This is a genomic window from Amycolatopsis sp. VC5-11, assembly GCF_037034185.1.
Classification (GTDB): Bacteria; Actinomycetota; Actinomycetes; order Mycobacteriales; family Pseudonocardiaceae; genus Amycolatopsis; species Amycolatopsis nivea.
On sequence record NZ_JBAGKF010000006.1, the window covers coordinates 283057 to 303926 of the forward strand.

The window sequence follows — 20870 nt, forward strand, 5'->3', positions numbered from 1 at the left end:
GGGCTGGGGCTGCGACGGCTTGGTCGGTTGCGTTGAGTGCCTGCTGCGGTGGGTACCGGGGTCACGGTGGCTCCGCGGTTGCGTTGGAGAGCCCGCCGCGGCGAGGGCAGGGGACCACAACGGCTTGGCGGTTGCCGTCATCCGGTCGCGCGTCGGAGTTCCTGGCCGTGGAATCCCTCAGCAGTCATGCCTTCGCGGGCTGACTCGGCGGCGAAGCAGATCGAGCAACTATGCGTGATCCAGCCGCGGAAAACTGTGGAGACGAAGTGCGCTCGTAGACCGGGAACGATGCCCGATCGTGCACGGACACCGCGCGAGTCCCCGAGCATACGAGCCCCAGGAGCGAGATCACCAGCAGCACAAAAAGAAACGCGGGGGACGCCACCAAAAGGCGTCCCCCGCATCACAACCCGCTCAACCAGGCGAAAGCGGTCAGTCCGAAGTGGACTTCAACCCGCCCTGCTCGTCGTCGCCGGAGCCGCGTTCCATTGCGGAGTGGCGTTTGCCGTAGGCGAAGTAGATGGCCATGCCGATCACGAACCAGATCGCGAAGCGCAGCCACGTTTCCGGCTTCAGGAACGTGATCAGCCAGATCGAGAACACCACACCGATGATCGGGACCACCGGCATGCCGGGGGTCTTGAACGTGCGCGGGAGGTCCGGGCGCTTGTAGCGCAGCACGATCACCGCGATGCACACGACCACAAAAGCCAGCAGGATGCCGATGTTCGTCAGTTCCGCGGCCTCGCCGATGGGCAGCACGCCGGCGATCAATGCCGAAGCGCCGCCCAGGATCCACGTGATGCGGGACGGGACCTTGCGCACCGGATGGGTCTTCGAGAACCACTTCGGCAGCAGGCCGTCTCGGCTCATCGAGTAGCCCACGCGGGTCGCGCCCATCAGGAATGTGAACAGGACCGTCAGGATGCCGATGATGGCACCCACCGCGATGATCGCGCCCAGCCAGCCGAGGCCTACCTTCGCGAACGCGCTCGAGAAGGCCGCTTCCGGGTTGATGTCGGTGTACTTCACCATACCGGTCAGGACCAGGCAGGCCAGCACGTACAGCACCATCGAGATCGCCAGCGAGTAGATGATCGCCTTCGGCATGTGTTTCTGGGAGTCCTGCGACTCTTCCGCCGCGGTGGACATGGCGTCATAGCCGAAGACCGCGAAGAATACCGTTGCCGCACCAGTGAATGCACCGCTGAGACCGAACGGGAAGAAGTTGCTGTAGTTGCCGCTCTGGATGTGGAAGGCGCCGACCACGATCACCAGCAGCACCAGGCCGACCTTGAGGTACACCAGCAGCGTTTCGAAGCGCGCCGCGTTTTTCATGCCCTGGTTGAGAATGAAGGCGATCAGCAGGCAGAGCAGCACCGCGAACAGGTTGACCTTGTAGGACCCGGACGGGACGCCCGCCGGTTCCGTTCCTGGTGCGCCGGACATCCAGTGCGGCAGCGACACGTGCAGGAAGCCCAGCAAATCGTTGAAATAACCGGAAATGCCGATCGCGACCACGGACACGATCGCGGTGTATTCCAGCAGCAGGTCCCAGCCGATGAACCAGCCGACGATCTCGCCGAGCACCGCGTAGCCGTAGGTGTAGGCCGAACCCGCGCGCGGGATGAGGCCGGCGAACTCGGCGTAGGAGAACGCCGCCGCGGCGCTCGCGATGCCCGCGATCAGGAACGAGATCAGCACGGCCGGGCCCGCGGTCTTGTTCGCGACAGCCCCGGCGAGCGAGAAGATGCCCGCGCCGATGATGCCGCCGACGCCGATCGCGGTCAGCTGCCGCAGGCCTAGCGTGCGCTGCAGGCCGCTTTCGCCGACGCTCTCGATGGTTTCGATCGGCTTCCGCCGGAAGATCCCGGACCCGGAGCCCAGGTTAGGGCCGCCGCGCGGAGCTGACATCGATGTCTCCTCAGACTGGTGGTTCGCCGAGCCCGGGTTCCGGGCCCTGGCAGGGCACCGTACCCGGAGGCGCCGCGCCTGTCACCGACTCCATAGTGTGACGATCTCGGCGGCCCTGCGTCACCCAGTCGCGGAATCGTCCTCGACGTCGCTGACCGTGGGCGCCGGGCGCGCGGCCGAGCGGACCGCGCCCGCGGCGAAGAACGCGAGCAGCTCCGCGACCTCGGCCGGGTCGTCCAGCTGCGGGCAGTGGCCCCAGTCCTCGCGGACGACGAGCCTGCTGTGCGGCACCAGGGTGTGCAGCTTCCGCCCGGACGCGGCCGTCACCAGCTTGTCCTTGCCGCACGCGACCGCGAGCAGCGGGATCTTGATCTGGTCGAGCCGGTAGGCGTCGGCCAGCTCCGCGACGAGCTGCCGGGCCTGTTCGAGCCGGGACGTGGTGGCCCGGTAGTCGGGGAACAGCGTGGTGAACCGCCGGACCTGGCCCGCGTCCGCGTGCCGCGAGTCGGCGTAGAGGATCCGCGGCACGAGCTGTTCGGCGACCGCGCGGACCAGGAAACCCGGCACCGGCAACGGAAGCGAGGAATACAGCCGCAGCGGCAGCGGATTGCGCCCGACCGTGCGCACCAGCCACGAGTCGACGAAACCGGGCGCGGCGATCGACACCGCGCCGGTGGTCGGCAGCCGGTGGTTCTGCGCCGCGCGCAGGCTCATCGTGCCGCCGAGCGAGTTGCCCGCGAGCACGACCGGGCCGAGCACGGCCTGCTCGCGCACCACCGCGGCGGTGAACGCGTCGAGCTGGGGCAGCATCGGGCCGGGGCGCAGCGGCTGCGCGTCGCCGAAACCGGGAAGGTCGACGGCGATCGCGGCGATGCCCGCGGCGGCTAGTTCTCCGAGTACCGGACGCCACGTGTCGGCACTGTCGCAATACCCGTGGAGCAACACGAGCCGCGGAGCGCGCGGTTTCTCGGCACCCTTGCGGCGCGTGCGCTTCGGTGCGGGCGCCTCGGCGACGGCGGGCCCGACCTCGAGCACGCGCGTGCGGATCCCGGCGAAGCGCCGGAACGACTCCCGGACGGGCGCCGGGTCGCTGGGGTGCCGGCCGCCCCGGTCGGCGGGTGCGGGCCGCTGCGTCGCGGTCATGTTCTCCAGGTTAACCGCCCAAGGTCGAGTTCTGGTGGAACTTCGGGGGTCACTATCTGATTGCGAAGCAGGGGTGTTGACGATTCACCGGAGAACAGGTAAAAGCGCTGGCCCAGGCTCGTTCGACGAACAAAAGCCCAGGCCAGCGCGGTGCGACCAGGATCAGCGGGTGAAGACGATCTTGCCCGCGGTCTCCCCGGCGGCCATCGCGGCGAATCCCGCGGGGGCCTCCGTGAGGGGGAGCTCGGTGCCGATCTGCGGCTTGATGCCCTTCAGATCGAGGTAGGCGAGCAGGTCGGCCAGCTCGTCGCGGGTGCCCATGGTCGAGCCGAGGACCCGCAGCTGCAGGAAGAACACGCGCTGCAGATCGGCCGACGGGTCGGGGCCGCTGGTCGAACCGGACACCACGACCACGCCGCCGGGCTTCAGCGACTTCAGAGTGTGTCCCCAGGTGGCCTTGCCGACGGTCTCGAACACCCCGTCCACCCGCTCGGGCAGCCGCGCGCCGGACTCGAACGTCTGGTGCGCGCCGACGCTCTCGGCCAGCGCGCGCTTCTCCTCGGTGCGCCCGGTGACCCACACGCGGAACCCGGCCGCGCGGCCGAGCGCGATCAGCGCGGTCGACACCCCGCCGGACGCGCCCTGCACCAGCATCGTCTGGCCGGGCCGCAGACCCGACTTCACGAACAGCATCCGGTACGCGGTGAGCCACGCGGTGCCCATCGTCGCGCCCTCGGCGAAGCTCAGGCCGGCCGGCTTCGGCACCGCGTTGCGGGCCGGGACCACGACCTGGTCGGCGAACGTGCCCTGGTGCTTTTCGGTGAGCAGGGTGCGCTTCGGGTCGAGCGTGTCGTCGCCCTGCCAGCCCGGCGCGTTGATCACCGAATGCAGCACGACCTCGGTGCCGTCGTCGAGCGTTCCCGCTCCGTCGCAGCCGAGGATCATCGGGAACTGGTCGGGCTTGATGCCGACGCCGCGCAAGGTCCACAGGTCGTGCATGTTCAGGCTGGCGGCTTTGACGTGCACCCGGACCCAGCCTTCGGGCACCTCGGGTTCCGGCCGCTCGCCGACGACCAGCGAATCGAGCGGGGACTCGGCGTTGGGTTCCTGCGCGTATACGGCGAACATGGCAGCAACCTACCTCCCCTGCCCGACCCGGCGCAGTCGAGCGCGCGTAGGCTCACACTCGTGTTCGAGGGCCTGGCCAACTGGTGGGACGGGGTCGAGCTGTGGCTTGCCCAAGCCTGGTTCCCCGTGCAGTTCGTGCTGGTGATGGCGGTGCTCGTGCCGCTGTGCCTGCTCGCCGCGTGGGCCATCGACAAGCTGGTCGAACGCTTCGGCCGCTGGTTCGGCACGGCCCGTGACGACGACGGTCCCGGCCGCTCCTAAGCTGGCACACCATGGTCAACCGTAGGCGGATCACCGCTGCGCTCGTCGGTCTCCTCGTGCTGGTGCTCGGCGGGTGGCTCGTCAAGGAAACCGCCGGCTCCTCGGATTCGCCGGCGCCCTCGTCCTCGTCGGGCGCTCCCGCCGCCGCTTCCGGGAAGGTGCCGGGGGCGGACTCCAAGCTGCCGGTCAAACCGCTGTCCTCGCTGCCTTCGCAGGCGAAGGACACGTGGAACCTGATCCAAAAGGGCGGGCCCTACCCGTATCCGCGCAATGACGACGTCGTCTTCCAGAACCGGGAAAAGGTGCTTCCCGCGGAGAAGAACGGCTATTACCACGAGTACACCGTGAAAACGCCGGGCAGCCCGGACCGAGGGGCGCGCAGGCTGATCACGGGGGCGGGGAAAGAGTTGTATTACACAGCCGACCATTACGCGTCGTTCGTCGTTGTGGATCCCGCGCGGTGAGCGGGGAGACGGCGCAGGCCGCGGCGGACGCGGCGTTCGCGCGCGGGGCTTATCCGCACCGGGTCGACGGAACGCGGACGCTGGACAAACTGTCGGCGCTGGACGCGATCGGCGAGGCGCTTTCCTTCCCGTCTTATTTCGGGCGGAATCTGGACGCCTTGTACGACATGCTCACGGATTTGTCGTGGCTGCCGGCCGGCGAGCACGTGCTGATCTGGACCGGGTCGGACGGGTTGAAGGCGGCCGAGCCCAAGGCGTATCTGGCGGTGCGGAGCGTGCTTTCGGACGCGCAGCGGGCGATGGGCTCCGGGGCGCATCGGCTGACTTTGGTGCTGGTGGATTCTTAAAAAAGCCGTGAGGGGAACCCCGGGGTTCCCCTCACAGGCAGCGTCAGTCCTGCGGGACCCAGTTCGGCTTGCGCTTCTGCGCGAAGGCCTGGATGCCTTCCTGCCCTTCCTCGCTCGCGAAGAAGCCCGCGGACAGGGCGTTCATGTCGGCGAAGCCTTCGGCCGGGGTCGCCGGGCGCGGACGGGCCAGCAGCTCCTTCGTGGCGGCCAGGGCCTTCGGGCCGCCGAGGGTCAGCGACTTGAGGTAGCCCTCGACCGTCTTGTCCAGGTCTTCCGCCGGGACGCAGGCGTTCAGCAGGCCGATCTCCACCGCGCGCTTCGCGTCGAAGACGTCGCCGGTCAGGAAGAGTTCGTGCGCGGCCCGCGCGTTCAGCCGCGGGAGCACCGTCAGGCTGATGACCGCCGGGATGACGCCGATCCGGACCTCCGAGAAGGCGAACGTCGCTTCCGGGACCGCGACCGCGATGTCGCACGCGGCGACCATGCCGATGCCGCCCGCGCGAGCCGGGCCCGCCAGCCGCGCGACGACCGGCTTCGGGCTCGTCCACAACTGGTCCAGGATCCGCGGGAACTCGTTCACGCCCTGGTCGGACGAACCGGCGCCGCGGGCCTCCTTCAAGTCCATGCCCGCGCAGAAGACCGGGCCGGTGTGGGTCAGCTGCACCACGCGCACCGAGTCGTCCTCGCGAGCCTTCGTCAGCGACTCGCTCAGTTCCCGCCGCAGCTGCGCCGACAGCGCGTTGCGGTTGTGCGGGGAGTCCAGGGTGATCGTGGCGATGCCGGCCGCCACCTCGTAGTGCACCAGTTCGTCAGCCATGCCTGACACTTTCGCACACCGTCCGTCCAGGAGCGGGTGTGAAGTTCATGCACGAAAACTCGTGCATCAAAACTCGTGCACCGCTACCTTGGGGGCATGGCAGAACCTCGTCGCGCTGATCTGAAGGCGCTCAAGGCGCTCGCGAACCCGTTGCGGCAGCGGATACTCGAACTGCTGGCCTCGTCCGGACCGGCGACCTCCACGACGCTCGCCGAGCGGCTGGGCGTGACCAGCGGCGGGACCAGTTACAACCTGCGAGTGCTGGCGGAGAACGGGTTCGTCGAGGAGCTTCCCGAACGTGCGCGCGGGCGGGAGCGCTGGTGGCGTGCCGTGCCGCATGACGTGCGGTTGCCGCCTGCCGAGGACGATCCGGCGAAGGCGGCGATCGGCGAGCTGCACCGGCTGTGGCTCGCGGGCGACACCGAACTGTACGAACGGTTCGAGCGCGCGCGGCCGCAGCTGGGGGAGTGGGCGGACGCGATCCCGTACTCGCGCGGCGCGATCACCGTGACCCTGGACGAGCTGGGCGACTTCTTCGAGGCGTATCTCGCTTTGCTGCGGCGGTATCAGCGGCCGGACGACGAGATGCCGGAGGGGGCGCGCCGGGTCGAGACGCGGATGCTCGCGTTCCCGGCACCGGGCGGAGAGGAGGCCGCCCGGGACTGAACCCGAGGAAGGCCCTGGGTGCCGAGCGGCCACTCGGCACCCAGGAATAAGGGAAAACGCGCACGATCTCCCGAAGCAAGGAGAACACTTCATGCTGCCCTGGGGCAAATCGCGGCTCGCCGCCGCGATCCTCGTGCTGGGCTCGGTCCTGCCGACCGCCCAGCCGGTATCAGCACCACCGTCCGGCGACGTCAGCTTCACCGGTTCGGGCGGAATCACGTTGCACGGCACGGTATTCCGGCCGGACGGTCCGGCGAAATCCGCGATCGTCCTGCAAGGCGGTTCGGACTGGCGGACGCGGGACAACCTTCGCGTGCAGGCCGAGATGTTCAGGCGGCTCGGCGTCACGACGCTCGTGTACGACCGGCGTACCAGCGGTTATTCCAAGACCCAGCGCGATTACGGCGTGCTGGCCGACGATCTGGTCTCGGCGGTCCGCGCGTTGCGGGCGCATTCGGGAGCCGCTGAGGTCGGCGTCTGGGGCGTCAGCGAGGGCGCGTGGGTCGCGCCGCTCGCCGCGACGCGGACAGCGGACATCTCGTATGTGATCACCGTCGGCGGATCCGGTATGGGCGGTGCCCGGCAGACCTCGTGGTACTGGGGCAATGTCCTTCGCCACCAAGGGATTTCCGGTTCGCTGTTGACGGCGTTGCCGGTGCGGGGAACGCGGTTCGCCGTCGGAGCGGGACTGTTTCCCGAGGCGGACTACGACCCGGTGCCGGTGCTGCGACGGCTGAAACAGCCGATCCTGGCGTTGTGGGGCGACCTCGACATCAACCACGTACCGGTCGAGAGTTCGCGGATTTTCGCGGAAGCGTTGGCGCAGCACCCGAATCACACGATCCGGTTCATCGCCGGGGGCGGGCCGGATATGTACGCGACCAGCGACGCCGGGTTCGACCGGCTGCCTCGGGTCGTGCCGGGCTATCCGGCAGCGGTCGCGGATTGGCTGGCGGATCGGCAGGGCGTGCACGTCGAGACCGCGGCCTTCGCACAGCGGCCGTCGGAAGCGCTCCCGCCGTTGGCCTGGTGGGAATCTGTTGCGGCGCAGGGGATTGCGCTTGCCCTGCTGCTGGCCGGGTTTGTGGTCGGCGGGGTGGTTGCCCTGGTGCGTCGCCGGGGGACTAGATCGTCGCGGTGGCTGGCCGGACTGGGGACGGCGACGGTCGCCGGATTCGTCGGGATGCTCGGCTGGGCGCAGATGTCCGGGATGGAGGATCTCGGACCGGTCATCGGCGGGCGGCCGTTGCCGTGGCTGGCGGTGCAGGTGTTGGCGGTCGCGACGGTGGCTGCGTGGGCGGTAACCCTTGCCGGGCTACGGAAACCGGACCGGCGGCGCGGGGCGATCGCGCCGCTCGCGGCGGGGCTGGTGTTCGTGCCGTGGGCGGTCTACTGGGGGCTGCTGCTGCCGTGAACCGGTCGCGGCCACCCGGGCGCAGCGGGTGGCCGCGGTCCGGGTCAGCCGATGGTCGTGGTGGTGAAAACCGGGCTCGGGTTGGGGAAGCACGCCGTCGGCGCGGTCACGTCGCCGATGATGCTGCTCGCCACGGCCTTGAAGGTCAGGCCGGGGTCGCTGTAGCTGGTGCCGGACAGTTTCGTCTCGATCGTGCCGGAGTCGCCTGCCTTGAGGTGTGCGGTGATGGTCGGCAGTTCGAAGGTCGAACCGCCGGCGATCGGGCCGGGGAAGCTCAGCGTCGCGACGCCGTCGGCCACGCTGATCGTCGGCGCGGTGTCGCCGAGGCCGGAGCCGCCGGCGAGGTCGGCGCTGACGTAGGTCGAGTTGGCCGGGACGGGGAACTTCAGCGCGAAGGTGTTGATGTTCTTGACCTTGTTGCCGCCGACGTCGCTCGGGACGGTGTTGGGCGCGGGGTCGATGACGACGTCGAACGCGCCGCCGGGCGCGACCGTCGCGGGTGCGGTGACGTCGGCGTTCTGGGTCAGCGACACCTGCTGCGGGCCGACCACCGGCGCGTCGGCCTGGCAGTCGAAATTGATGGCGGTCGCGGCGGACGCCGGGGCCGCCAGCGCGAGCGGAAGGGCGGCGGCCGCCGTCAGCGCAGCCAGTCGGTAAAAGTGAGGTGCTTTCATCTGTGTGCTCCTACCTGCGGGTTTCACGGGGGAGAGAGAAAGCTGCGCAGCGATTAGAGAGTTACCGGCAAGTTAAGTAGCGCGTCAAGGATTGACCGTTCACAGCAGCGCACGGTGACGAAAAATGTGAATACTGCTCACCTTGTGGCGGTAACAGTGGGCTGATCGGCCGTTCGGGCCTACCGACGGTGGTCCGACAGGGCGAGCCAGGCCAGTTCGACCCAGCGCTGCCGGCCGGGCTCCGGAACGTCCGCGCCCGGCGAGGTGGCGAGGAGCAACCCGACGTCGTCGGCGGAGATTCCCGGGCGCAAGGCGTGGTCCCGGTGGGCGGCGGTGATCAGGGATTCGATCGCGCGGGTGGCGTGCTGGCGCATCGCTTGCAGCGGCTCGGGCGACAGGTTCGAGAGTGCGGTGCGGAGAAGGCGTTCTTCGCTGAGGTCGACGACGACGCGGCGGATCAGGCCGAGAAGCTCGTCGGCCGCGGTGGTCTGCTCGGCGGCGACGCGGGCGGCGGCGTTGTCGAGCACGTCGGCGATCGCGGCGCCGAGGTCTTCGGCGATCTCCCGCACCAGGTCCTGTTTGGTGGGGAAATGCCGGTAGAGGGTGCCGACGGCGACCCCGGCTTCGGCGGCGATCTCGTCCATTCCGGCTTCGGGTCCGCGAGTCACCAGCAATCGTCGCGCGGCCGCGAGGATCGCTGCCCGGTTTCGTGCCGCGTCTGCCCGCACTGCTCGCTCCTTGCCGGTAAAGGTGAACTGATGGTTCACTATACAACATGAACGAGTTGTTCAGGTTGGCGAGCGGACGCGTCGCGGTGGTCACCGGAGCGAACACCGGCCTCGGCTTCGCCACGGCCCGCGCATTGGCTGAGCACGGGGCTAGCGTCGTGCTGGCCTGCCGGGACCTGCAAAAAGCACACGACGCGGCGAGCCGGATCGGCCGGGAAACCCAGGTCGTCCGGCTGGACCTGGCGTCGCTGGACTCCGTGCGGGAGGCGGCCGACGAGCTGCGCGTCCGGCACGACCGGATCGACCTGCTGATCAACAACGCGGGCGTCACCAACGCGCCCGGCCGGACCGCGGACGGGTTCGAGATGCAGTTCGGGGTGAACCACCTCGGCCACTTCGCGTGGACCGCGCTGCTGCTCGACCGGATGCTGGAAGTGCCGGGCTCGCGGGTGGTGACGGTCAGCAGCATCGGGCACCGGTTCGGCCGGATCGACCCGGAAGACTTGCGTGCGGCGGGCGGGTATCCGGCGTCGAAACTGGCCAATCTGCTGTTCGCCTACGAACTCGCGAAACGCTTGCAGGGCACCGAAACCGTCTCGCTGGCCGCGCATCCCGGCGGGGCGACTACCGAGATTTTCCGGCACTCGTCGTCCGTCTTCCGGGGCGCGAACCTGGCGATCGCGCGGCTGTTCGGGCGGACGCCCGCGATGGGTGCGTTGCCGACGCTGCGGGCGGCGACCGATCCCGGCGCGCGCAACGGCGAGTATTACGGCCCCGGCGGGCTTTTCGAGATCCGCGGCTACCCGGAGCTGGTCAAGTCCAGCGCGCGCTCGCACGACGCCGACCTGCAGAAGCGGTTGTGGGAGGCCTCGCTGCGGGCGACCGGGGTGGATTGCCCGGTGTGAAGGTCAGGCGGCGGTGCGCAGCAGCCCGGAAATCGCGGCGGCGTACCGGCCGATCACCACGTCCGCCACGCGCGGGTCGTCCGCGAGCGGCTCGGCGATGAACGCGCCCGGGTCGGCCTCGCGGGCCAGCGCCGCGATCCGGTCCGGCAGCAGGCCGGGGGCCAGGAACCACGACGCCACCACGAGATGCCGCGCGCCGCGGTCGCGCAGCCGGGCCGCGGCGGCCGGGATGTCCGGCTGGGTCGCGCTGGCGAACGCCTCGCTGACCGGCAGGCCGAGCCGCTTTTCCCAGCGTGCGGCCACTCCGGCGACGACCGCGTTGGCCTCGGGGTTCGAGGAGCCGACCGCGCTCAGCAGCACCCCGGTTCCGCCGCGGCGGCGGGCTCCGGCGAGCCGGTCGAGGGCGACGGCTTCGAGAGCCGGGTCGGCGCCGAGCACGTCCGACACCCGGATCCGGAACCCGGGGCAGTCCGCGGTCACCTCGTCGACCAGCGCGGGCAGGTCGACCCGGGCGTGAAAAGCGCTGCCCAGCAACAACGGCACGACGACCGCGGAGCGGTGCCCCTGTGCGTAAAGCCCGCGGAGCACGTCGGTGACCCGCGGCTCCGACAGGTCGAGGAACGACTCGTGCACGTCCAGCCCCGGCGCCTGCGCACGGACGACGTCGACCAGCGCCCGCACCGTCGCGGCGGAGCGGGGATCGCGACTGCCGTGCGCGACGGCGACCAGGGGCGGCGTCACGAGAACCGCTCGCCGACGAGACCGGCGGCGAGCGTGTCGCCGTCCTTCGGGTCGATCACCAGGAACGCGCCGGTGCGCGGGCTCACGCCGTAGTCGTCCACCGGCAGCGGCTCGGCCAGCTGCAGGCTGACGCTGCCGATGTCGTTGAGCTCCAGGCTTGCCGGAGAGTCCACACTGGACAGGGTCTGCTCGTCGAACCGGGCGTGCAACTCGGTGGCGAGCCCCTGCACGGTCCGGGCGCCGTGCTTGATCAGCACCCGCGCGCCGGTCTTGAGCGGCTTCGACGACAGCCAGCACAGCGTGCCGGTGATCTCGTCCGTGACCTCCGGCGACGCGTCGGCCGCAGCGATCAGGTCGCCGCGGCTGATGTCGATGTCGTCGGAGAGCAGCAGGGTCACCGAGGTGCCGGCGCCTGCTTCTTCCAACGGCCCGTCCGCGGTGTCGATCCGCTCGACCCGGCTGCGGATACCCTGCGGCTGCACGACGATCTCGTCGCCCGGACGCACCGTTCCGGCGGCGATCTGACCGGCGTAGCCGCGGTAGTCCGGATACTCGGCGGTGCGCGGGCGGATCACGTACTGCACCGGGAACCGCAGCGCCGAATCGTGCGGATCCGGTGCCACCGGCACGTTTTCGAGGTGCTCCAGCAGCGACGGCCCGTCGTACCACGGGGTCCGCTCGGACCGGGTCGCGACATTGTCGCCGACCAGCGCGGAAACCGGGATGGTGACGACGGACGCCGAGTCGTAGCCGAGGGATTCCGCGTGCGCGGTGAACTCCTTGGCGATGACGCTGAAGGTGTTCTCGTCGTAGTCGACGAGGTCGATCTTGTTCACCGCCAGCACCAGCTGCGGCACGCCGAGCAGCGCGAGCACGGCCGCGTGCCGCCGGGTCTGCTCGACCACGCCGTTGCGCGCGTCGACCAGCAGCACCGCGAGCTGCGCGGTGGACGCGCCGGTGACCGTGTTGCGCGTGTACTGCACGTGCCCCGGGGTGTCGGCGAGCACGAACGACCGCTTCGGCGTCGCGAAGTACCGGTACGCGACGTCGATCGTGATGCCCTGTTCGCGCTCCGAGCGCAGGCCGTCGACGAGCAGCGACAGGTCCGGAGTGGACAGTCCTTTGTCGACAGACGCGCGGGTGACCGCGTCGAGCTGGTCGGCGAGGACGGACTTGGTGTCGTACAGCAGCCGCCCGACCAGCGTGGACTTGCCGTCGTCCACGCTGCCCGCGGTGGCCAGCCTCAGCAGGCTCGACATCAGAAGTAGCCCTCCCGTTTGCGGTCTTCCATGGCCGCTTCGGACATCCGGTCGTCGGCGCGGGTGGCGCCGCGTTCGGTGAGCCGCGAAGCCTGGACCTCGGCGATCACTTCCTCCACAGTGGACGCCGTGGATTCGATCGCGCCGGTGCACGAACCGTCGCCGACGGTCCGGTAGCGCACGCTCAGCTCGCGCACGTCCTCGCCGGGACGCGGCCCGCCCCACGGGCCCTCGCTGAGCCACATGCCGTCGCGCTGGTAGACCGCGCGCTGGTGGGCGTAGTAAATCGAGGGCAGCTCGACCTTTTCCCGCGCGATGTAGTTCCACACGTCGGCCTCGGTCCAGTTGGACAGCGGGAACACGCGGACCTGCTCGCCCGGACGGTGCCGCCCGTTGTAGAGGTTCCACAGCTCGGGCCGCTGCCGGCGCGGCTCCCACTGGCCGAAAGCGTTGCGCAGGCTGAAGATCCGCTCCTTCGCCCGCGCCCGCTCCTCGTCGCGGCGGCCGCCGCCGAAGACCGCGTCGAACTTGTTCTCCGCGATGGTCTCGAGCAGCGGCGTGGTCTGCAGCGGGTTGCGCAGGCCGTCGGCGCGTTCCTCGAGCCGTCCGTCGTCGATCCAGTCCTGGACCTTCGCGACGACCAGGCGCAGGCCGTGCTTTTCGACGACGCGGTCGCGGAACTCCAGGACCTCGTCGAAGTTGTGCCCGGTGTCCACGTGCAGCAGCGGGAACGGCACCGGCGCGGGCCAGAAGGCCTTGATCGCCAGGTGCAGCATCAGCGTCGAGTCCTTGCCGCCGGAGAACAGGATCACCGGCCGGTCGAACTCGCCCGCGACCTCGCGGAAGATGTGGATGGCCTCGGACTCAAGGGCGGCCAGGTTGTCGACGGCCGCGTCGGCCGCCGGTTCCAAAGTCGTCATGCGTCCTCTCTCAGCCGTGCAATCCGCACTCGGTCTTCGACTGCCCGGCCCACCGGCCGCTGCGCGGATCCTGGCCCGGCTCGACCTTCGCCGTGCAGGGCGCGCAGCCGATCGACAGGTAGCCGATCGACACCAGCGGGTTCTCCAGGATGCCGTTCTCGTGCAGATAGCCGTTGAACTCGTCGTCGGTCCACGCCGCGATCGGGTTGATCTTCACCAGGCCGTTGCGCTCGTCCCAGGTGACGATCGGCGTGTTCGCGCGGGTCGGCGCGTCCACCCGGCGCACGCCGGTGACCCACGCCGAGTACTTGCCGAGCGTCTGCCGCAGCGGCACGACCTTGCGCAGGAAACAGCACTGGCCGGGGTCGCGTTCGTGCAGTTTCGGCCCGTACTCCGCGTCCTGTTCGGCGACGCTCTGCTCGGCCTGCGCGTTGACGATCCGCACGTCCGGGTACACCGTCTGCACCGCGTCGCGCACCCCGAGGGTTTCGGCGAAGTGGTAGCCGGTCTCCAGGAACAGCACGTCCACCGCGGGCTTGACCTTCGTGGCGAGGTCGATCAGGACCGCGTCCTGCATGTTCGACGCCACGATGAAGTCGTCGCCGAAGGTGTCGGCCGTCCAGCGCAGCGCCTCTTCGGCGGTCGCGTCGGCCAGTTCCTTTTCGGCGCGCTCGGCCAGCGCCCGGTAGTCCGCCACCGCGGTCACTGCAGCACCCCTTCGTCCGCCCGCAGCACCCACTGCGGAAAGCGTTCGCCCGGTTCGCGGCCCGCGACGTACGCGCGCACCACGCGTTCCACGTACTCGACCAGTTCGCCCGCGGTGACCTTGTGGCCGCGCAGCTTCCGGCCGAACCCGGCGTCGGCGCCGAGCCCGCCGCCGAGGTGCACCTGGAAGCCCTCGACCTGGTTGCCGTCGGCGTCGGTGACGATCTGGCCCTTGAGCCCGATGTCCGCGGTCTGCACGCGGGCGCAGGAGTTGGGGCAGCCGTTGAGGTGCACCGTCACCGGCGTTTCGAGCTGCGCGTTGATGTCGGCGAGCGACTTCTCCAGATCCGCGACCAGCTGCTGCGCGCGCACCTTCGTCTCGACGATCGCGAGCTTGCAGAACTCCAGCCCGGTGCACGCCATCACGCTGCGCCGCCACGGCGACGGCTTGGTCTGCAGGCCCAGTTCGGCCAGTTCCGCTTGCAGCGCCGGGACTTCCGCCTCCGGCACGTCGAGCACGACCAGCTTCTGCAGCGGGGTCAGCCGCACCCGGCGCGACCCGGCGCGCTCGGCCGCGTCGGCGACCGCGAGCAGCGTGCTGCCCGACACCCGGCCGGCGATCGGCGCGGCGCCGAGGTAGAACTTGCCGTCCTTCTGCTTGTGCACGCCGACGTGGTCGACCGGGACGGCCGGGTTCTGCACCGCCGGTCCGTCGATCAGCTTCCGCTTCAGGTACTGCGTTTCGAGAACTTCCCGGAATTTTTCCGGACCCCAGTCCTTGACCAGGAACTTCAGCCGCGCCCGCGAACGGAGCCGCCGGTAGCCGTAGTCGCGGAAGATGGAGACGACGCCTTCCCAGACGTCGGCCGCCTCGTCCAGCGGGACCCACACGCCGAGCCGCTGGGCGAGCATCGGGTTCGTGGACAGCCCGCCGCCGATCCACAGGTCGAGGCCGGGGCCGTGCTCGGGGTGGTCGACGCCGACGAAGGAGATGTCGTTGATCTCGTGCACGATGTCCGGCAGCCCGGAGATCGCGGTCTTGAACTTCCGCGGCAGGTTCGAAAACCGCGGGTCGCCGATGTAGCGGCGGCGGATCTCCTCGAGCGCGGGCGAGGCGTCGAGCACCTCGTCCTCGGCGATCCCGGCGACCGGCGAACCGAGCATGCCGCGCGGGCTGTCGCCGCAGGCCTCGGTGGTGGTCAGGCCGACCGACTCGAGCCGCGACCAGATCGCGGGCACGTCCTCGATCCCGATCCAGTGGTACTGGATGTTCTGCCGGTCGGTGATGTCCGCGGTGTCGCGCGCGTGCTTCTGCGACAGCTCGCCGAGCACCCGCAGCTGCTCGGTGGTGAGCGCGCCGCCGTCGGTGCGGACGCGCATCATCAGGTACTTGTCTTCCAGCTCCTCCGGCTCCAGCTGCGCGGTGCGGCCGCCGTCGATGCCGGGCTTGCGCTGGGTGTAGAGGCCGAACCAGCGGAACCGGCCGCGCAGGTCGCCCGGGTCGATCGCGTCGAAGCCCCGGTGCGCGTAGATGTTCTCGATCCGCGCGCGGACGTTGAGCGGGTTGTCGTCCTTCTTCGACTGCTCGTTCGGGTTCAGCGGCTCCCGGTAGCCGAGCGCCCACTGGCCCTCGCCGCGCTTCTGGCGCGTCCGAGGCGTGCGGCCCTTCGCGGGCGTTTCACGCGGGGGTGCGGACATGGAGATCCTCCGGGCGGGGTTGTCGAGGCGGCTCCGCCGCGGCGTCGGCGCGGGCGGCAGCGGGCCGGTGGTCCAGGTGGTGGGCTGGGCAGGCTTGGCGCGGGAGTCAGCGAACAGGCCGGCAGAGCGCGCTCGCGACCCGGAGAAGGTCGACGTGGCGGCGCGCCACGAGAAGGACACCGGCAGGACTCACCGGCTCAGATTGCCACGCGGGCCGAACGTCGTCCAAGGGCGTCCGGATCGTGGGAGAAGGCTCACTCCAGCGGTGCGAAACCGTCCCGGATGTGCCTGGGGCGGGCGATCTGCCAGGTCTTTCCCGTCTTTCGGACTCTTGGTGAGACGGTATCGGCGGCTTGGCGGCGGAGCACGCGCCCGGCGTTGCATCGTTCGGCGGCCGAACTTTCCGCCGGGTGGCGCAGGGGCGCGCGGGGACCCGGGCGCGGCGGGGGAGAATGGACGTCGTGCCTGTTCCCGACACCCACCGTCCTTCCGCCGGACTGCCCGAGACCGCGCTCGCGGGCCTCGGCACCCGTCCGTTCGGCGTGTACGTCCACGTGCCGTTCTGCGCGACCCGCTGCGGTTACTGCGACTTCAACACCTACACCGCGGGCGAACTCGGCTCCGCCGCCTCGCCGCGCTCGTGGCTGGACGCGCTGCGCCGCGAGCTGGAGCTCGGCGCGGAGATCCTCGGCAACGCACCGCAGGCCGAAACGGTGTTCGTCGGCGGCGGGACCCCGTCCATGCTCGGCGCGGACGGGCTGGCCGAGGTGCTCGACGGCGTCCGGTCGGTGTTCGGGCTCGCGCCGGGCGCGGAGGTGACGACCGAATCGAACCCGGAGTCCACTTCGCCCGAGTTCTTCGCGGGCATCCGTGACGCGGGTTACACCCGGGTTTCGCTGGGCATGCAGTCCGCCGCCCGGCACGTGCTGAAGGTGCTCGACCGCGTGCACACGCCCGGCCGTCCGGTCGACGCCGCGCGCGAGGCCCGGGCCGCCGGGTTCGAGCACGTGAATCTCGACCTTATTTACGGCACGCCGGGGGAGCGCGTCGAAGACCTGCGCGCGTCGCTCGACGCGGTGCTTTCGGCGGGCGTCGACCACGTGTCGGCGTACGCGCTCATCGTGGAGGACGGCACGGCGCTGGCCCGCCGGGTGCGGCGCGGCGAACTGCCCGCACCGGACGACGACACGCTGGCCAGCTACTACGAGATGATCGACTCCGTCCTCGCCGGCGCGGGCCTGACCTGGTACGAGGTGTCGAACTGGGCGACAGGCGAGGCGGCTCGGTGCCGCCACAACCTCGGCTACTGGCAGGGCGGCGACTGGTGGGGTGCCGGACCGGGCGCGCACAGCCACGTCGGCGGCGTGCGGTGGTGGAACGTCAAGCATCCGGCGAAGTACTCCAGCCTCCTCGCGGAGGGACAGAGCCCGGAAGCCGACCGCGAGGTGCTCACCCCGGAGGATCAGCACCTGGAGCGGATCATGCTGGAGCTTCGGATCTCCGACGGACTGGCGCTGTCCGCGCTCGACGAGGCCGGAGCGAAGGAGGCCCGGGCGGCCGCCGCGGAGGGCTTGCTCGAACAGTCCGATTTGGACAGTCGGGGTCGCGCGGTGCTCACGGATCGCGGCCGCCTGCTCGCGGACGCCGTGGTCCGGAGGCTCGCCGGCTGAATTTCCGCCCGCCGGGCATAAAATCGTCCGATCGTTTGTTGGACTAACCATACGAGCGAGGGAGACGCGTATGCCGCAGGCGGTCAGATACGGCGAACACGGCGGGATCGAAGTGCTGCAGCTGGCCGAAGTGCCCCGGCCGGCGCCGGAATCCGGACAGGTGCTCGTGCGGGTCCGGGCCGCGGGGATCAATCCGGGGGAAACGAAGATCCGGGTGGGTGCGCTGGCCGAGCGCTGGCCGTCCACCTTCCCGTCCGGGCAGGGCAGCGACCTGGCCGGAGTGGTGGCCGAACTGGGCCCGGACGTCGAAGAAATCCAGGTGGGGGACGAGGTCGTCGGCTTCGTGCACACCCGCTCCAGCCACGCCGAGTACGTGCTCGTCCCGGCGGAGCATCTCGTCCCGAAGCCGGACGGGCTGTCGTGGGAGGTCGCGGGCGGCTTGTTCGTGGCCGGAACGACCGCGTACGCCGCGGTCGGCGCGGTGTGCCCGCGCGAGGGCGAGACGATCGTCGTGTCCGGAGCCGCCGGAGGGGTCGGCTCGCTCGCCGTGCAACTGGCGAAGCTCACCGGCGCGACCGTCATCGGCATTGCCGGCGAAGCGAACCACGAGTGGTTGCGCGAGCACGAGATCGTCCCGATCGCGTACGGCGAAGGGCTCGAAGAGCGGCTCCGCGAGCTGACCGGCGACCGGGTGGACGCGTTCATCGACACCTACGGCGACGGTTACGTCGAACTGGCCTTGCGGCTCGGCGTTTACCCCGGCCGGATCGACACGGTGGTCGACTTCGACGCCGCGGAGAAGTACCGGGTGAAGACCGAGGGCAATATCGCCGGCGCGAGCGCCGAGGTCATGCGCGACCTCGTTGCCTTGGCGGACAAGGGATTGCTCGAGGTCCCGATCGCCGCGACGTACCCGCTCGCGGAGGTCCAAGCCGCCTACCGCGAGCTGGAACAGGGACACGCGCGCGGAAAGATCGTGCTTACTTTCTGACCATCGCCGCCAGCCCGGCCACGAACGCCTCCAAGGCGAATTCGAGCCGGGCCTGGCTGGTGTCCGCGGTGAAGAATTCCCCGGCCTGCAACAGGTTCGGGAACGCGCTCGCCGGCAGCGACCGCATGTAGTCGGCCATCTGCCGCTCGCGTTCGCTCATTTTCTCCGGGTCGTAATCGCCGAACGTCCAGCCGCTCGCTTCGTAGGCGAATGCCTTGGTGTACGTGCTCAACGCGTCGCCGGCGAACACCGCCTGCCGCAGATCCAGGCCGCCCGCGCGCAGCAGCTGAAGCATGATTTCGCCCTGCCGCAACGAATTCGGCGTCACCGGGATCGGCGTCTGCCACGCGACCTTCGCGATGCCCGGATACGCCATCATCGCCCGGATCTGGTGCCGAACCTGCTCTTTGACCTGTTCGGTCCACCGCTGCGGATCCGGTTCGGGGCACGGCACCTCGCTCAGCGCCGCGTCGAGCATCAGCTCGTCCAGTTCCTCTTTGTTGGCCACGTACGCGTAAAGCGACGCGGGCCCGGTCTCCAGCTGCTGCGCGACCCGGCGCATCGAGACGGCGTCGATGCCCTCGGCGGCGAGGATTTCGAGCGCGGTTTTCACGATCAGTTCCTGCGACAGCATCTGCTTCGCGGCGCGCCGGCGCGGGCTCGGCGTCCGGCGCCAGGGCGGGGGCGGTGCGGTCATTCCCGAAGCCTAGACGACCTCCGCGCTTGACGCGAACGGTGTTCGTGAGTACAACTGGACCTCGTACACGAACGACGTTCGTTAAGGAGTATCAGCATGTCGCAGCGCGAAGAAGTCCTGTCCGTCCTCGCCCGCCTCGCCGACGCGTGGAACAGCGGCGACGCCACCGCCTACGGGAACCTGTTCACCGAAGACGCCGATTACGTGACGTTTTTCGGGTTCCGGTCCGAGGGTCGCCAGGCGATCGCGGACGCGCACCGGGAGCTGTTCCAGGGGCCGCTGAAAGGCTCGAAGCTCACCGGCTTCGGCGAACCGCGGGTGCGTTTCCTGCGGGACGACGTCGCGGTCATCGTGACCGGCGGCGGTTCGTCGCTGACCGGAGGCGACGACCCGGTGGCGGAAGGCCGTGAAAGCACGCTGACCTACGTCCTGGTGCGGGGCGACGACGGGTGGCGGATCACCGCGTTCCAGAACACGCGGGTGTCGAAGCCGTGGGAAGCGTGAGAACGATCGTCGAGGTCTCCGGAGTCGTCTCGGCCGCGCCCGCGGAGGTGTTCGCGCGGCTGGAAAAGCGGTTGACCGCGGCGGATTGCTCGATGAAGCTGGAAGCGGATCGCGATCGCCGGTTCCTGGCCGCGCAAGGCGGCTGGTGGTATCGCGGCGAGTACGAGGTCGCCGACGACCCGGCCGGAGCCCGCGTCACGCACCGCGTCCGGAACGCCGCGACCGGGCAGTGGTGGGCGGTGCTGCTGGCGAACCGGTTCTTCCTCGGGTTCCGGGATCGGGTCAGCGCCGGATTCCGGGCGACGCTCGCCGGACTCGGGGACGGCGGCACTGGGCGGAACGGGTGAAGGCGCGTACCGTGGGAGCCGCGACTTAGGTAAACCTTACTGAAACAGGGGTGTTCGATGGCCGAAGGTCCGGCGCGCAAGGGGAGGACCGCGGTGCGGCTGGAGGTGCTGCGCAAGGAGCACCTCACGCCGCACATGATCCGGATCGTGGCCGGCGGCGAGGGGCTCAAGGATTTCCGCCCGAACGAGTTCACCGACGCGTACGTGAAGGTGATCTTCAAGGTGGCCGGGGTGGAGTATCCGGAGCCGTTCGACCTGAACCGGATCCGCGAAGAACTGCCGCGCGAGCACGCTCCGCGGCTGCGCACGTACACCGTCCGCTCGTACGACGAGGCCGCGGGCGAACTGGTGCTCGACTTCGTCGTGCACGGCGACGAGGGACTCGCCGGGCCGTGGGCGCAGCGCGCACAGCCGGGCGACGAGCTGCTGCTGGCCGGTCCGGGCGGGGCGTACGCGCCGCGCGCCGACGCCGGCTGGCATCTGCTGGTGGGCGACGAATCGGCGGTGCCCGCCATCGCCGCCGCGCTGGAGGCGCTGCCGGCGGGGGCGCGGGCGCACGTGTTCCTGCTCGTGGCGGACAAATCGGAGCACCAGCCGCTCGCGACCAAGGCCGACGCGCAGGTCACGTGGCTGCACCGCTCGGCGTCCGACGATCTGGTCGCCGCGGTGAAGGCGCTGCCGTGGCCGGACGAGGACGTGCACGCGTTCGTCCACGGCGAGGCCGGGTTCGTGCGGGAGTTGCGGCGGTACCTGTTCGACGAGCGCGGCGTCGCGCGGGACGCGGTGTCACTGTCCGGATACTGGCGCGAGGGCAAGAACGACGAGGCCTGGCGCGAGGAAAAGGCGGCGGAGCGGAAAGCGGCCAGTCCGGCGTAAG

The 20870-nt window shown here is 70.0% G+C and carries 24 protein-coding genes; 11 read left to right on the forward strand and 13 right to left on the reverse strand.

Translation table 11 applies throughout. The features are described from left to right. Positions 1 to 432: 432 nt before the first annotated feature. The 3 genes from WA670_RS20850 to WA670_RS20860 all read right to left on the reverse strand — a co-directional run bounded on the left by WA670_RS20850 (position 433) and on the right by WA670_RS20860 (position 4185). A complete protein-coding gene (locus tag WA670_RS20850) occupies positions 433 to 1914 on the reverse strand; it encodes an amino acid permease (protein ID WP_037813699.1) in 1482 nt (493 codons plus the stop codon). Positions 1915 to 2034: 120 nt separating this feature from the next. Further along, the gene (locus tag WA670_RS20855; RefSeq protein ID WP_134732990.1) at positions 2035 to 3057 is read right to left on the reverse strand and encodes an alpha/beta fold hydrolase; all 1023 of its coding nucleotides are present in this window, start codon (positions 3055 to 3057) and stop codon (positions 2035 to 2037) included. A gap of 162 nt (positions 3058 to 3219) precedes the next feature. Continuing rightward, positions 3220 to 4185, reverse strand: a complete 966-nt coding sequence (locus tag WA670_RS20860; protein ID WP_043837348.1) for a zinc-binding dehydrogenase — start codon at positions 4183 to 4185, stop codon at positions 3220 to 3222. Between the two features lie 60 nt (positions 4186 to 4245). Between WA670_RS20860 and WA670_RS20865 the strand changes: the two genes are divergently transcribed. From WA670_RS20865 to WA670_RS20875, 3 genes are read left to right on the forward strand one after another with little or no spacing between them, the layout of a single operon-like run. Next, on the forward strand, positions 4246 to 4446 hold the full coding sequence (locus WA670_RS20865) for a hypothetical protein (protein WP_037813693.1): 201 nt from the start codon (positions 4246 to 4248) through the stop codon (positions 4444 to 4446). Between the two features lie 11 nt (positions 4447 to 4457). Next, positions 4458 to 4910, forward strand: a complete 453-nt coding sequence (locus WA670_RS20870) for a ribonuclease domain-containing protein (RefSeq protein WP_134663027.1) — start codon at positions 4458 to 4460, stop codon at positions 4908 to 4910. Next, complete coding sequence (locus WA670_RS20875) at positions 4907 to 5257, forward strand: barstar family protein (RefSeq protein WP_037813689.1); 351 nt, start codon at positions 4907 to 4909, stop codon at positions 5255 to 5257. The genes WA670_RS20870 and WA670_RS20875 overlap by 4 nt, the downstream gene beginning before the upstream one ends. A gap of 43 nt (positions 5258 to 5300) precedes the next feature. On the opposite strand, the gene WA670_RS20880 is transcribed toward WA670_RS20875, so the two are convergent. Next, complete coding sequence (locus WA670_RS20880) at positions 5301 to 6074, reverse strand: enoyl-CoA hydratase-related protein (RefSeq protein ID WP_336158592.1); 774 nt, start codon at positions 6072 to 6074, stop codon at positions 5301 to 5303. Positions 6075 to 6170: 96 nt separating this feature from the next. Between WA670_RS20880 and WA670_RS20885 the strand changes: the two genes are divergently transcribed. Next, positions 6171 to 6740 (forward strand): ArsR/SmtB family transcription factor, encoded by a 570-nt coding sequence (locus tag WA670_RS20885; RefSeq protein WP_336158593.1) that lies wholly within the window; start codon positions 6171 to 6173, stop codon positions 6738 to 6740. 91 nt (positions 6741 to 6831) lie between these two features. Continuing rightward, positions 6832 to 8154, forward strand: coding sequence for an alpha/beta hydrolase family protein (locus WA670_RS20890; RefSeq protein ID WP_336158594.1), 1323 nt, complete (start codon positions 6832 to 6834; stop codon positions 8152 to 8154). Positions 8155 to 8198: 44 nt separating this feature from the next. Here WA670_RS20890 and WA670_RS20895 read toward each other — a convergent pair whose 3' ends face one another. Together WA670_RS20895 and WA670_RS20900 are read right to left on the reverse strand one after the other, a co-directional pair. Continuing rightward, positions 8199 to 8828 (reverse strand): hypothetical protein, encoded by a 630-nt coding sequence (locus WA670_RS20895; protein ID WP_037813684.1) that lies wholly within the window; start codon positions 8826 to 8828, stop codon positions 8199 to 8201. Positions 8829 to 9007: 179 nt separating this feature from the next. Beyond that, positions 9008 to 9556, reverse strand: a complete 549-nt coding sequence (locus WA670_RS20900) for a TetR/AcrR family transcriptional regulator (protein WP_336158595.1) — start codon at positions 9554 to 9556, stop codon at positions 9008 to 9010. Between the two features lie 47 nt (positions 9557 to 9603). On the opposite strand from WA670_RS20900, the gene WA670_RS20905 reads away from it, so the two are divergent. Beyond that, positions 9604 to 10461, forward strand: a complete 858-nt coding sequence (locus WA670_RS20905) for an oxidoreductase (RefSeq protein ID WP_336158596.1) — start codon at positions 9604 to 9606, stop codon at positions 10459 to 10461. A gap of 3 nt (positions 10462 to 10464) precedes the next feature. Here WA670_RS20905 and WA670_RS20910 read toward each other — a convergent pair whose 3' ends face one another. From WA670_RS20910 to WA670_RS45215, 6 genes are all read right to left on the reverse strand, one after another. Next, entirely contained in the window at positions 10465 to 11202 is a 738-nt protein-coding gene (locus WA670_RS20910) for a sirohydrochlorin chelatase (protein ID WP_037813679.1), read from the reverse strand. Next, the gene (locus WA670_RS20915; protein ID WP_037813678.1) at positions 11199 to 12461 is read right to left on the reverse strand and encodes a sulfate adenylyltransferase subunit 1; all 1263 of its coding nucleotides are present in this window, start codon (positions 12459 to 12461) and stop codon (positions 11199 to 11201) included. Before WA670_RS20915 ends, WA670_RS20910 begins: the two co-directional genes overlap by 4 nt. Then, complete coding sequence (gene cysD, locus WA670_RS20920; RefSeq protein WP_037813676.1) at positions 12461 to 13381, reverse strand: sulfate adenylyltransferase subunit CysD; 921 nt, start codon at positions 13379 to 13381, stop codon at positions 12461 to 12463. The genes WA670_RS20915 and cysD overlap by 1 nt, the downstream gene beginning before the upstream one ends. A 10-nt stretch (positions 13382 to 13391) precedes the next feature. Continuing rightward, on the reverse strand, positions 13392 to 14087 hold the full coding sequence (locus WA670_RS20925; protein ID WP_134663019.1) for a phosphoadenylyl-sulfate reductase: 696 nt from the start codon (positions 14085 to 14087) through the stop codon (positions 13392 to 13394). Then, positions 14084 to 15784 (reverse strand): nitrite/sulfite reductase, encoded by a 1701-nt coding sequence (locus tag WA670_RS20930; protein ID WP_336158597.1) that lies wholly within the window; start codon positions 15782 to 15784, stop codon positions 14084 to 14086. The genes WA670_RS20925 and WA670_RS20930 overlap by 4 nt, the downstream gene beginning before the upstream one ends. 106 nt (positions 15785 to 15890) lie before the next feature. After that, positions 15891 to 16313 carry a putative leader peptide gene (locus tag WA670_RS45215; RefSeq protein WP_442893113.1) on the reverse strand — a complete coding sequence of 141 codons (423 nt, stop codon included), beginning with the start codon at positions 16311 to 16313 and terminating at the stop codon, positions 15891 to 15893. Between WA670_RS45215 and hemW the strand changes: the two genes are divergently transcribed. Beyond that, positions 16237 to 17454, forward strand: a complete 1218-nt coding sequence (hemW, locus tag WA670_RS20935; RefSeq protein ID WP_336158598.1) for a radical SAM family heme chaperone HemW — start codon at positions 16237 to 16239, stop codon at positions 17452 to 17454. The genes WA670_RS45215 and hemW overlap by 77 nt on opposite strands. Positions 17455 to 17524: 70 nt before the next feature. After that, a complete protein-coding gene (locus WA670_RS20940; protein ID WP_336158599.1) occupies positions 17525 to 18445 on the forward strand; it encodes an NADP-dependent oxidoreductase in 921 nt (306 codons plus the stop codon). Here the strand turns inward: WA670_RS20940 and WA670_RS20945 are convergent. After that, the gene (locus tag WA670_RS20945; protein ID WP_107051056.1) at positions 18435 to 19142 is read right to left on the reverse strand and encodes a TetR/AcrR family transcriptional regulator; all 708 of its coding nucleotides are present in this window, start codon (positions 19140 to 19142) and stop codon (positions 18435 to 18437) included. The genes WA670_RS20940 and WA670_RS20945 overlap by 11 nt on opposite strands. Before the next feature lie 96 nt (positions 19143 to 19238). Here WA670_RS20945 and WA670_RS20950 point away from each other — a divergent pair, with 96 nt between their 5' ends. The 3 genes from WA670_RS20950 to WA670_RS20960 are packed head-to-tail and all read left to right on the forward strand — an operon-like array spanning position 19239 to position 20869. Next, positions 19239 to 19646: an SgcJ/EcaC family oxidoreductase gene (locus WA670_RS20950; protein WP_336158600.1), complete on the forward strand. Its 408-nt coding sequence runs from the start codon at positions 19239 to 19241 to the stop codon at positions 19644 to 19646. Then, positions 19634 to 19993, forward strand: a complete 360-nt coding sequence (locus tag WA670_RS20955; protein WP_336158601.1) for a hypothetical protein — start codon at positions 19634 to 19636, stop codon at positions 19991 to 19993. Before WA670_RS20950 ends, WA670_RS20955 begins: the two co-directional genes overlap by 13 nt. A 57-nt stretch (positions 19994 to 20050) precedes the next feature. Further along, complete coding sequence (locus WA670_RS20960; protein ID WP_043837376.1) at positions 20051 to 20869, forward strand: siderophore-interacting protein; 819 nt, start codon at positions 20051 to 20053, stop codon at positions 20867 to 20869. The last annotated feature ends 1 nt before the right edge of the window (position 20870 follow it).

Bases quoted from the DNA above. Each gene is read 5' to 3' on its own strand.
- WA670_RS20850 (WP_037813699.1), bottom strand. From the start codon at position 1,914: ATGTCAGCTCCGCGCGGCGGCCCTAACCTGGGCTCCGGGTCCGGGATC.
- WA670_RS20855 (WP_134732990.1), bottom strand. From the start codon at position 3,057: ATGACCGCGACGCAGCGGCCCGCACCCGCCGACCGGGGCGGCCGGCAC.
- WA670_RS20860 (WP_043837348.1), bottom strand. From the start codon at position 4,185: ATGTTCGCCGTATACGCGCAGGAACCCAACGCCGAGTCCCCGCTCGAT.
- WA670_RS20870 (WP_134663027.1), top strand. From the start codon at position 4,458: ATGGTCAACCGTAGGCGGATCACCGCTGCGCTCGTCGGTCTCCTCGTG.
- WA670_RS20880 (WP_336158592.1), bottom strand. From the start codon at position 6,074: ATGGCTGACGAACTGGTGCACTACGAGGTGGCGGCCGGCATCGCCACG.
- WA670_RS20885 (WP_336158593.1), top strand. From the start codon at position 6,171: ATGGCAGAACCTCGTCGCGCTGATCTGAAGGCGCTCAAGGCGCTCGCG.
- WA670_RS20890 (WP_336158594.1), top strand. From the start codon at position 6,832: ATGCTGCCCTGGGGCAAATCGCGGCTCGCCGCCGCGATCCTCGTGCTG.
- WA670_RS20895 (WP_037813684.1), bottom strand. From the start codon at position 8,828: ATGAAAGCACCTCACTTTTACCGACTGGCTGCGCTGACGGCGGCCGCC.
- WA670_RS20905 (WP_336158596.1), top strand. From the start codon at position 9,604: ATGAACGAGTTGTTCAGGTTGGCGAGCGGACGCGTCGCGGTGGTCACC.
- WA670_RS20915 (WP_037813678.1), bottom strand. From the start codon at position 12,461: ATGTCGAGCCTGCTGAGGCTGGCCACCGCGGGCAGCGTGGACGACGGC.
- cysD (WP_037813676.1), bottom strand. From the start codon at position 13,381: ATGACGACTTTGGAACCGGCGGCCGACGCGGCCGTCGACAACCTGGCC.
- WA670_RS20930 (WP_336158597.1), bottom strand. From the start codon at position 15,784: ATGTCCGCACCCCCGCGTGAAACGCCCGCGAAGGGCCGCACGCCTCGG.
- hemW (WP_336158598.1), top strand. From the start codon at position 16,237: ATGGACGTCGTGCCTGTTCCCGACACCCACCGTCCTTCCGCCGGACTG.
- WA670_RS20940 (WP_336158599.1), top strand. From the start codon at position 17,525: ATGCCGCAGGCGGTCAGATACGGCGAACACGGCGGGATCGAAGTGCTG.
- WA670_RS20945 (WP_107051056.1), bottom strand. From the start codon at position 19,142: ATGACCGCACCGCCCCCGCCCTGGCGCCGGACGCCGAGCCCGCGCCGG.
- WA670_RS20950 (WP_336158600.1), top strand. From the start codon at position 19,239: ATGTCGCAGCGCGAAGAAGTCCTGTCCGTCCTCGCCCGCCTCGCCGAC.
- WA670_RS20960 (WP_043837376.1), top strand. From the start codon at position 20,051: ATGGCCGAAGGTCCGGCGCGCAAGGGGAGGACCGCGGTGCGGCTGGAG.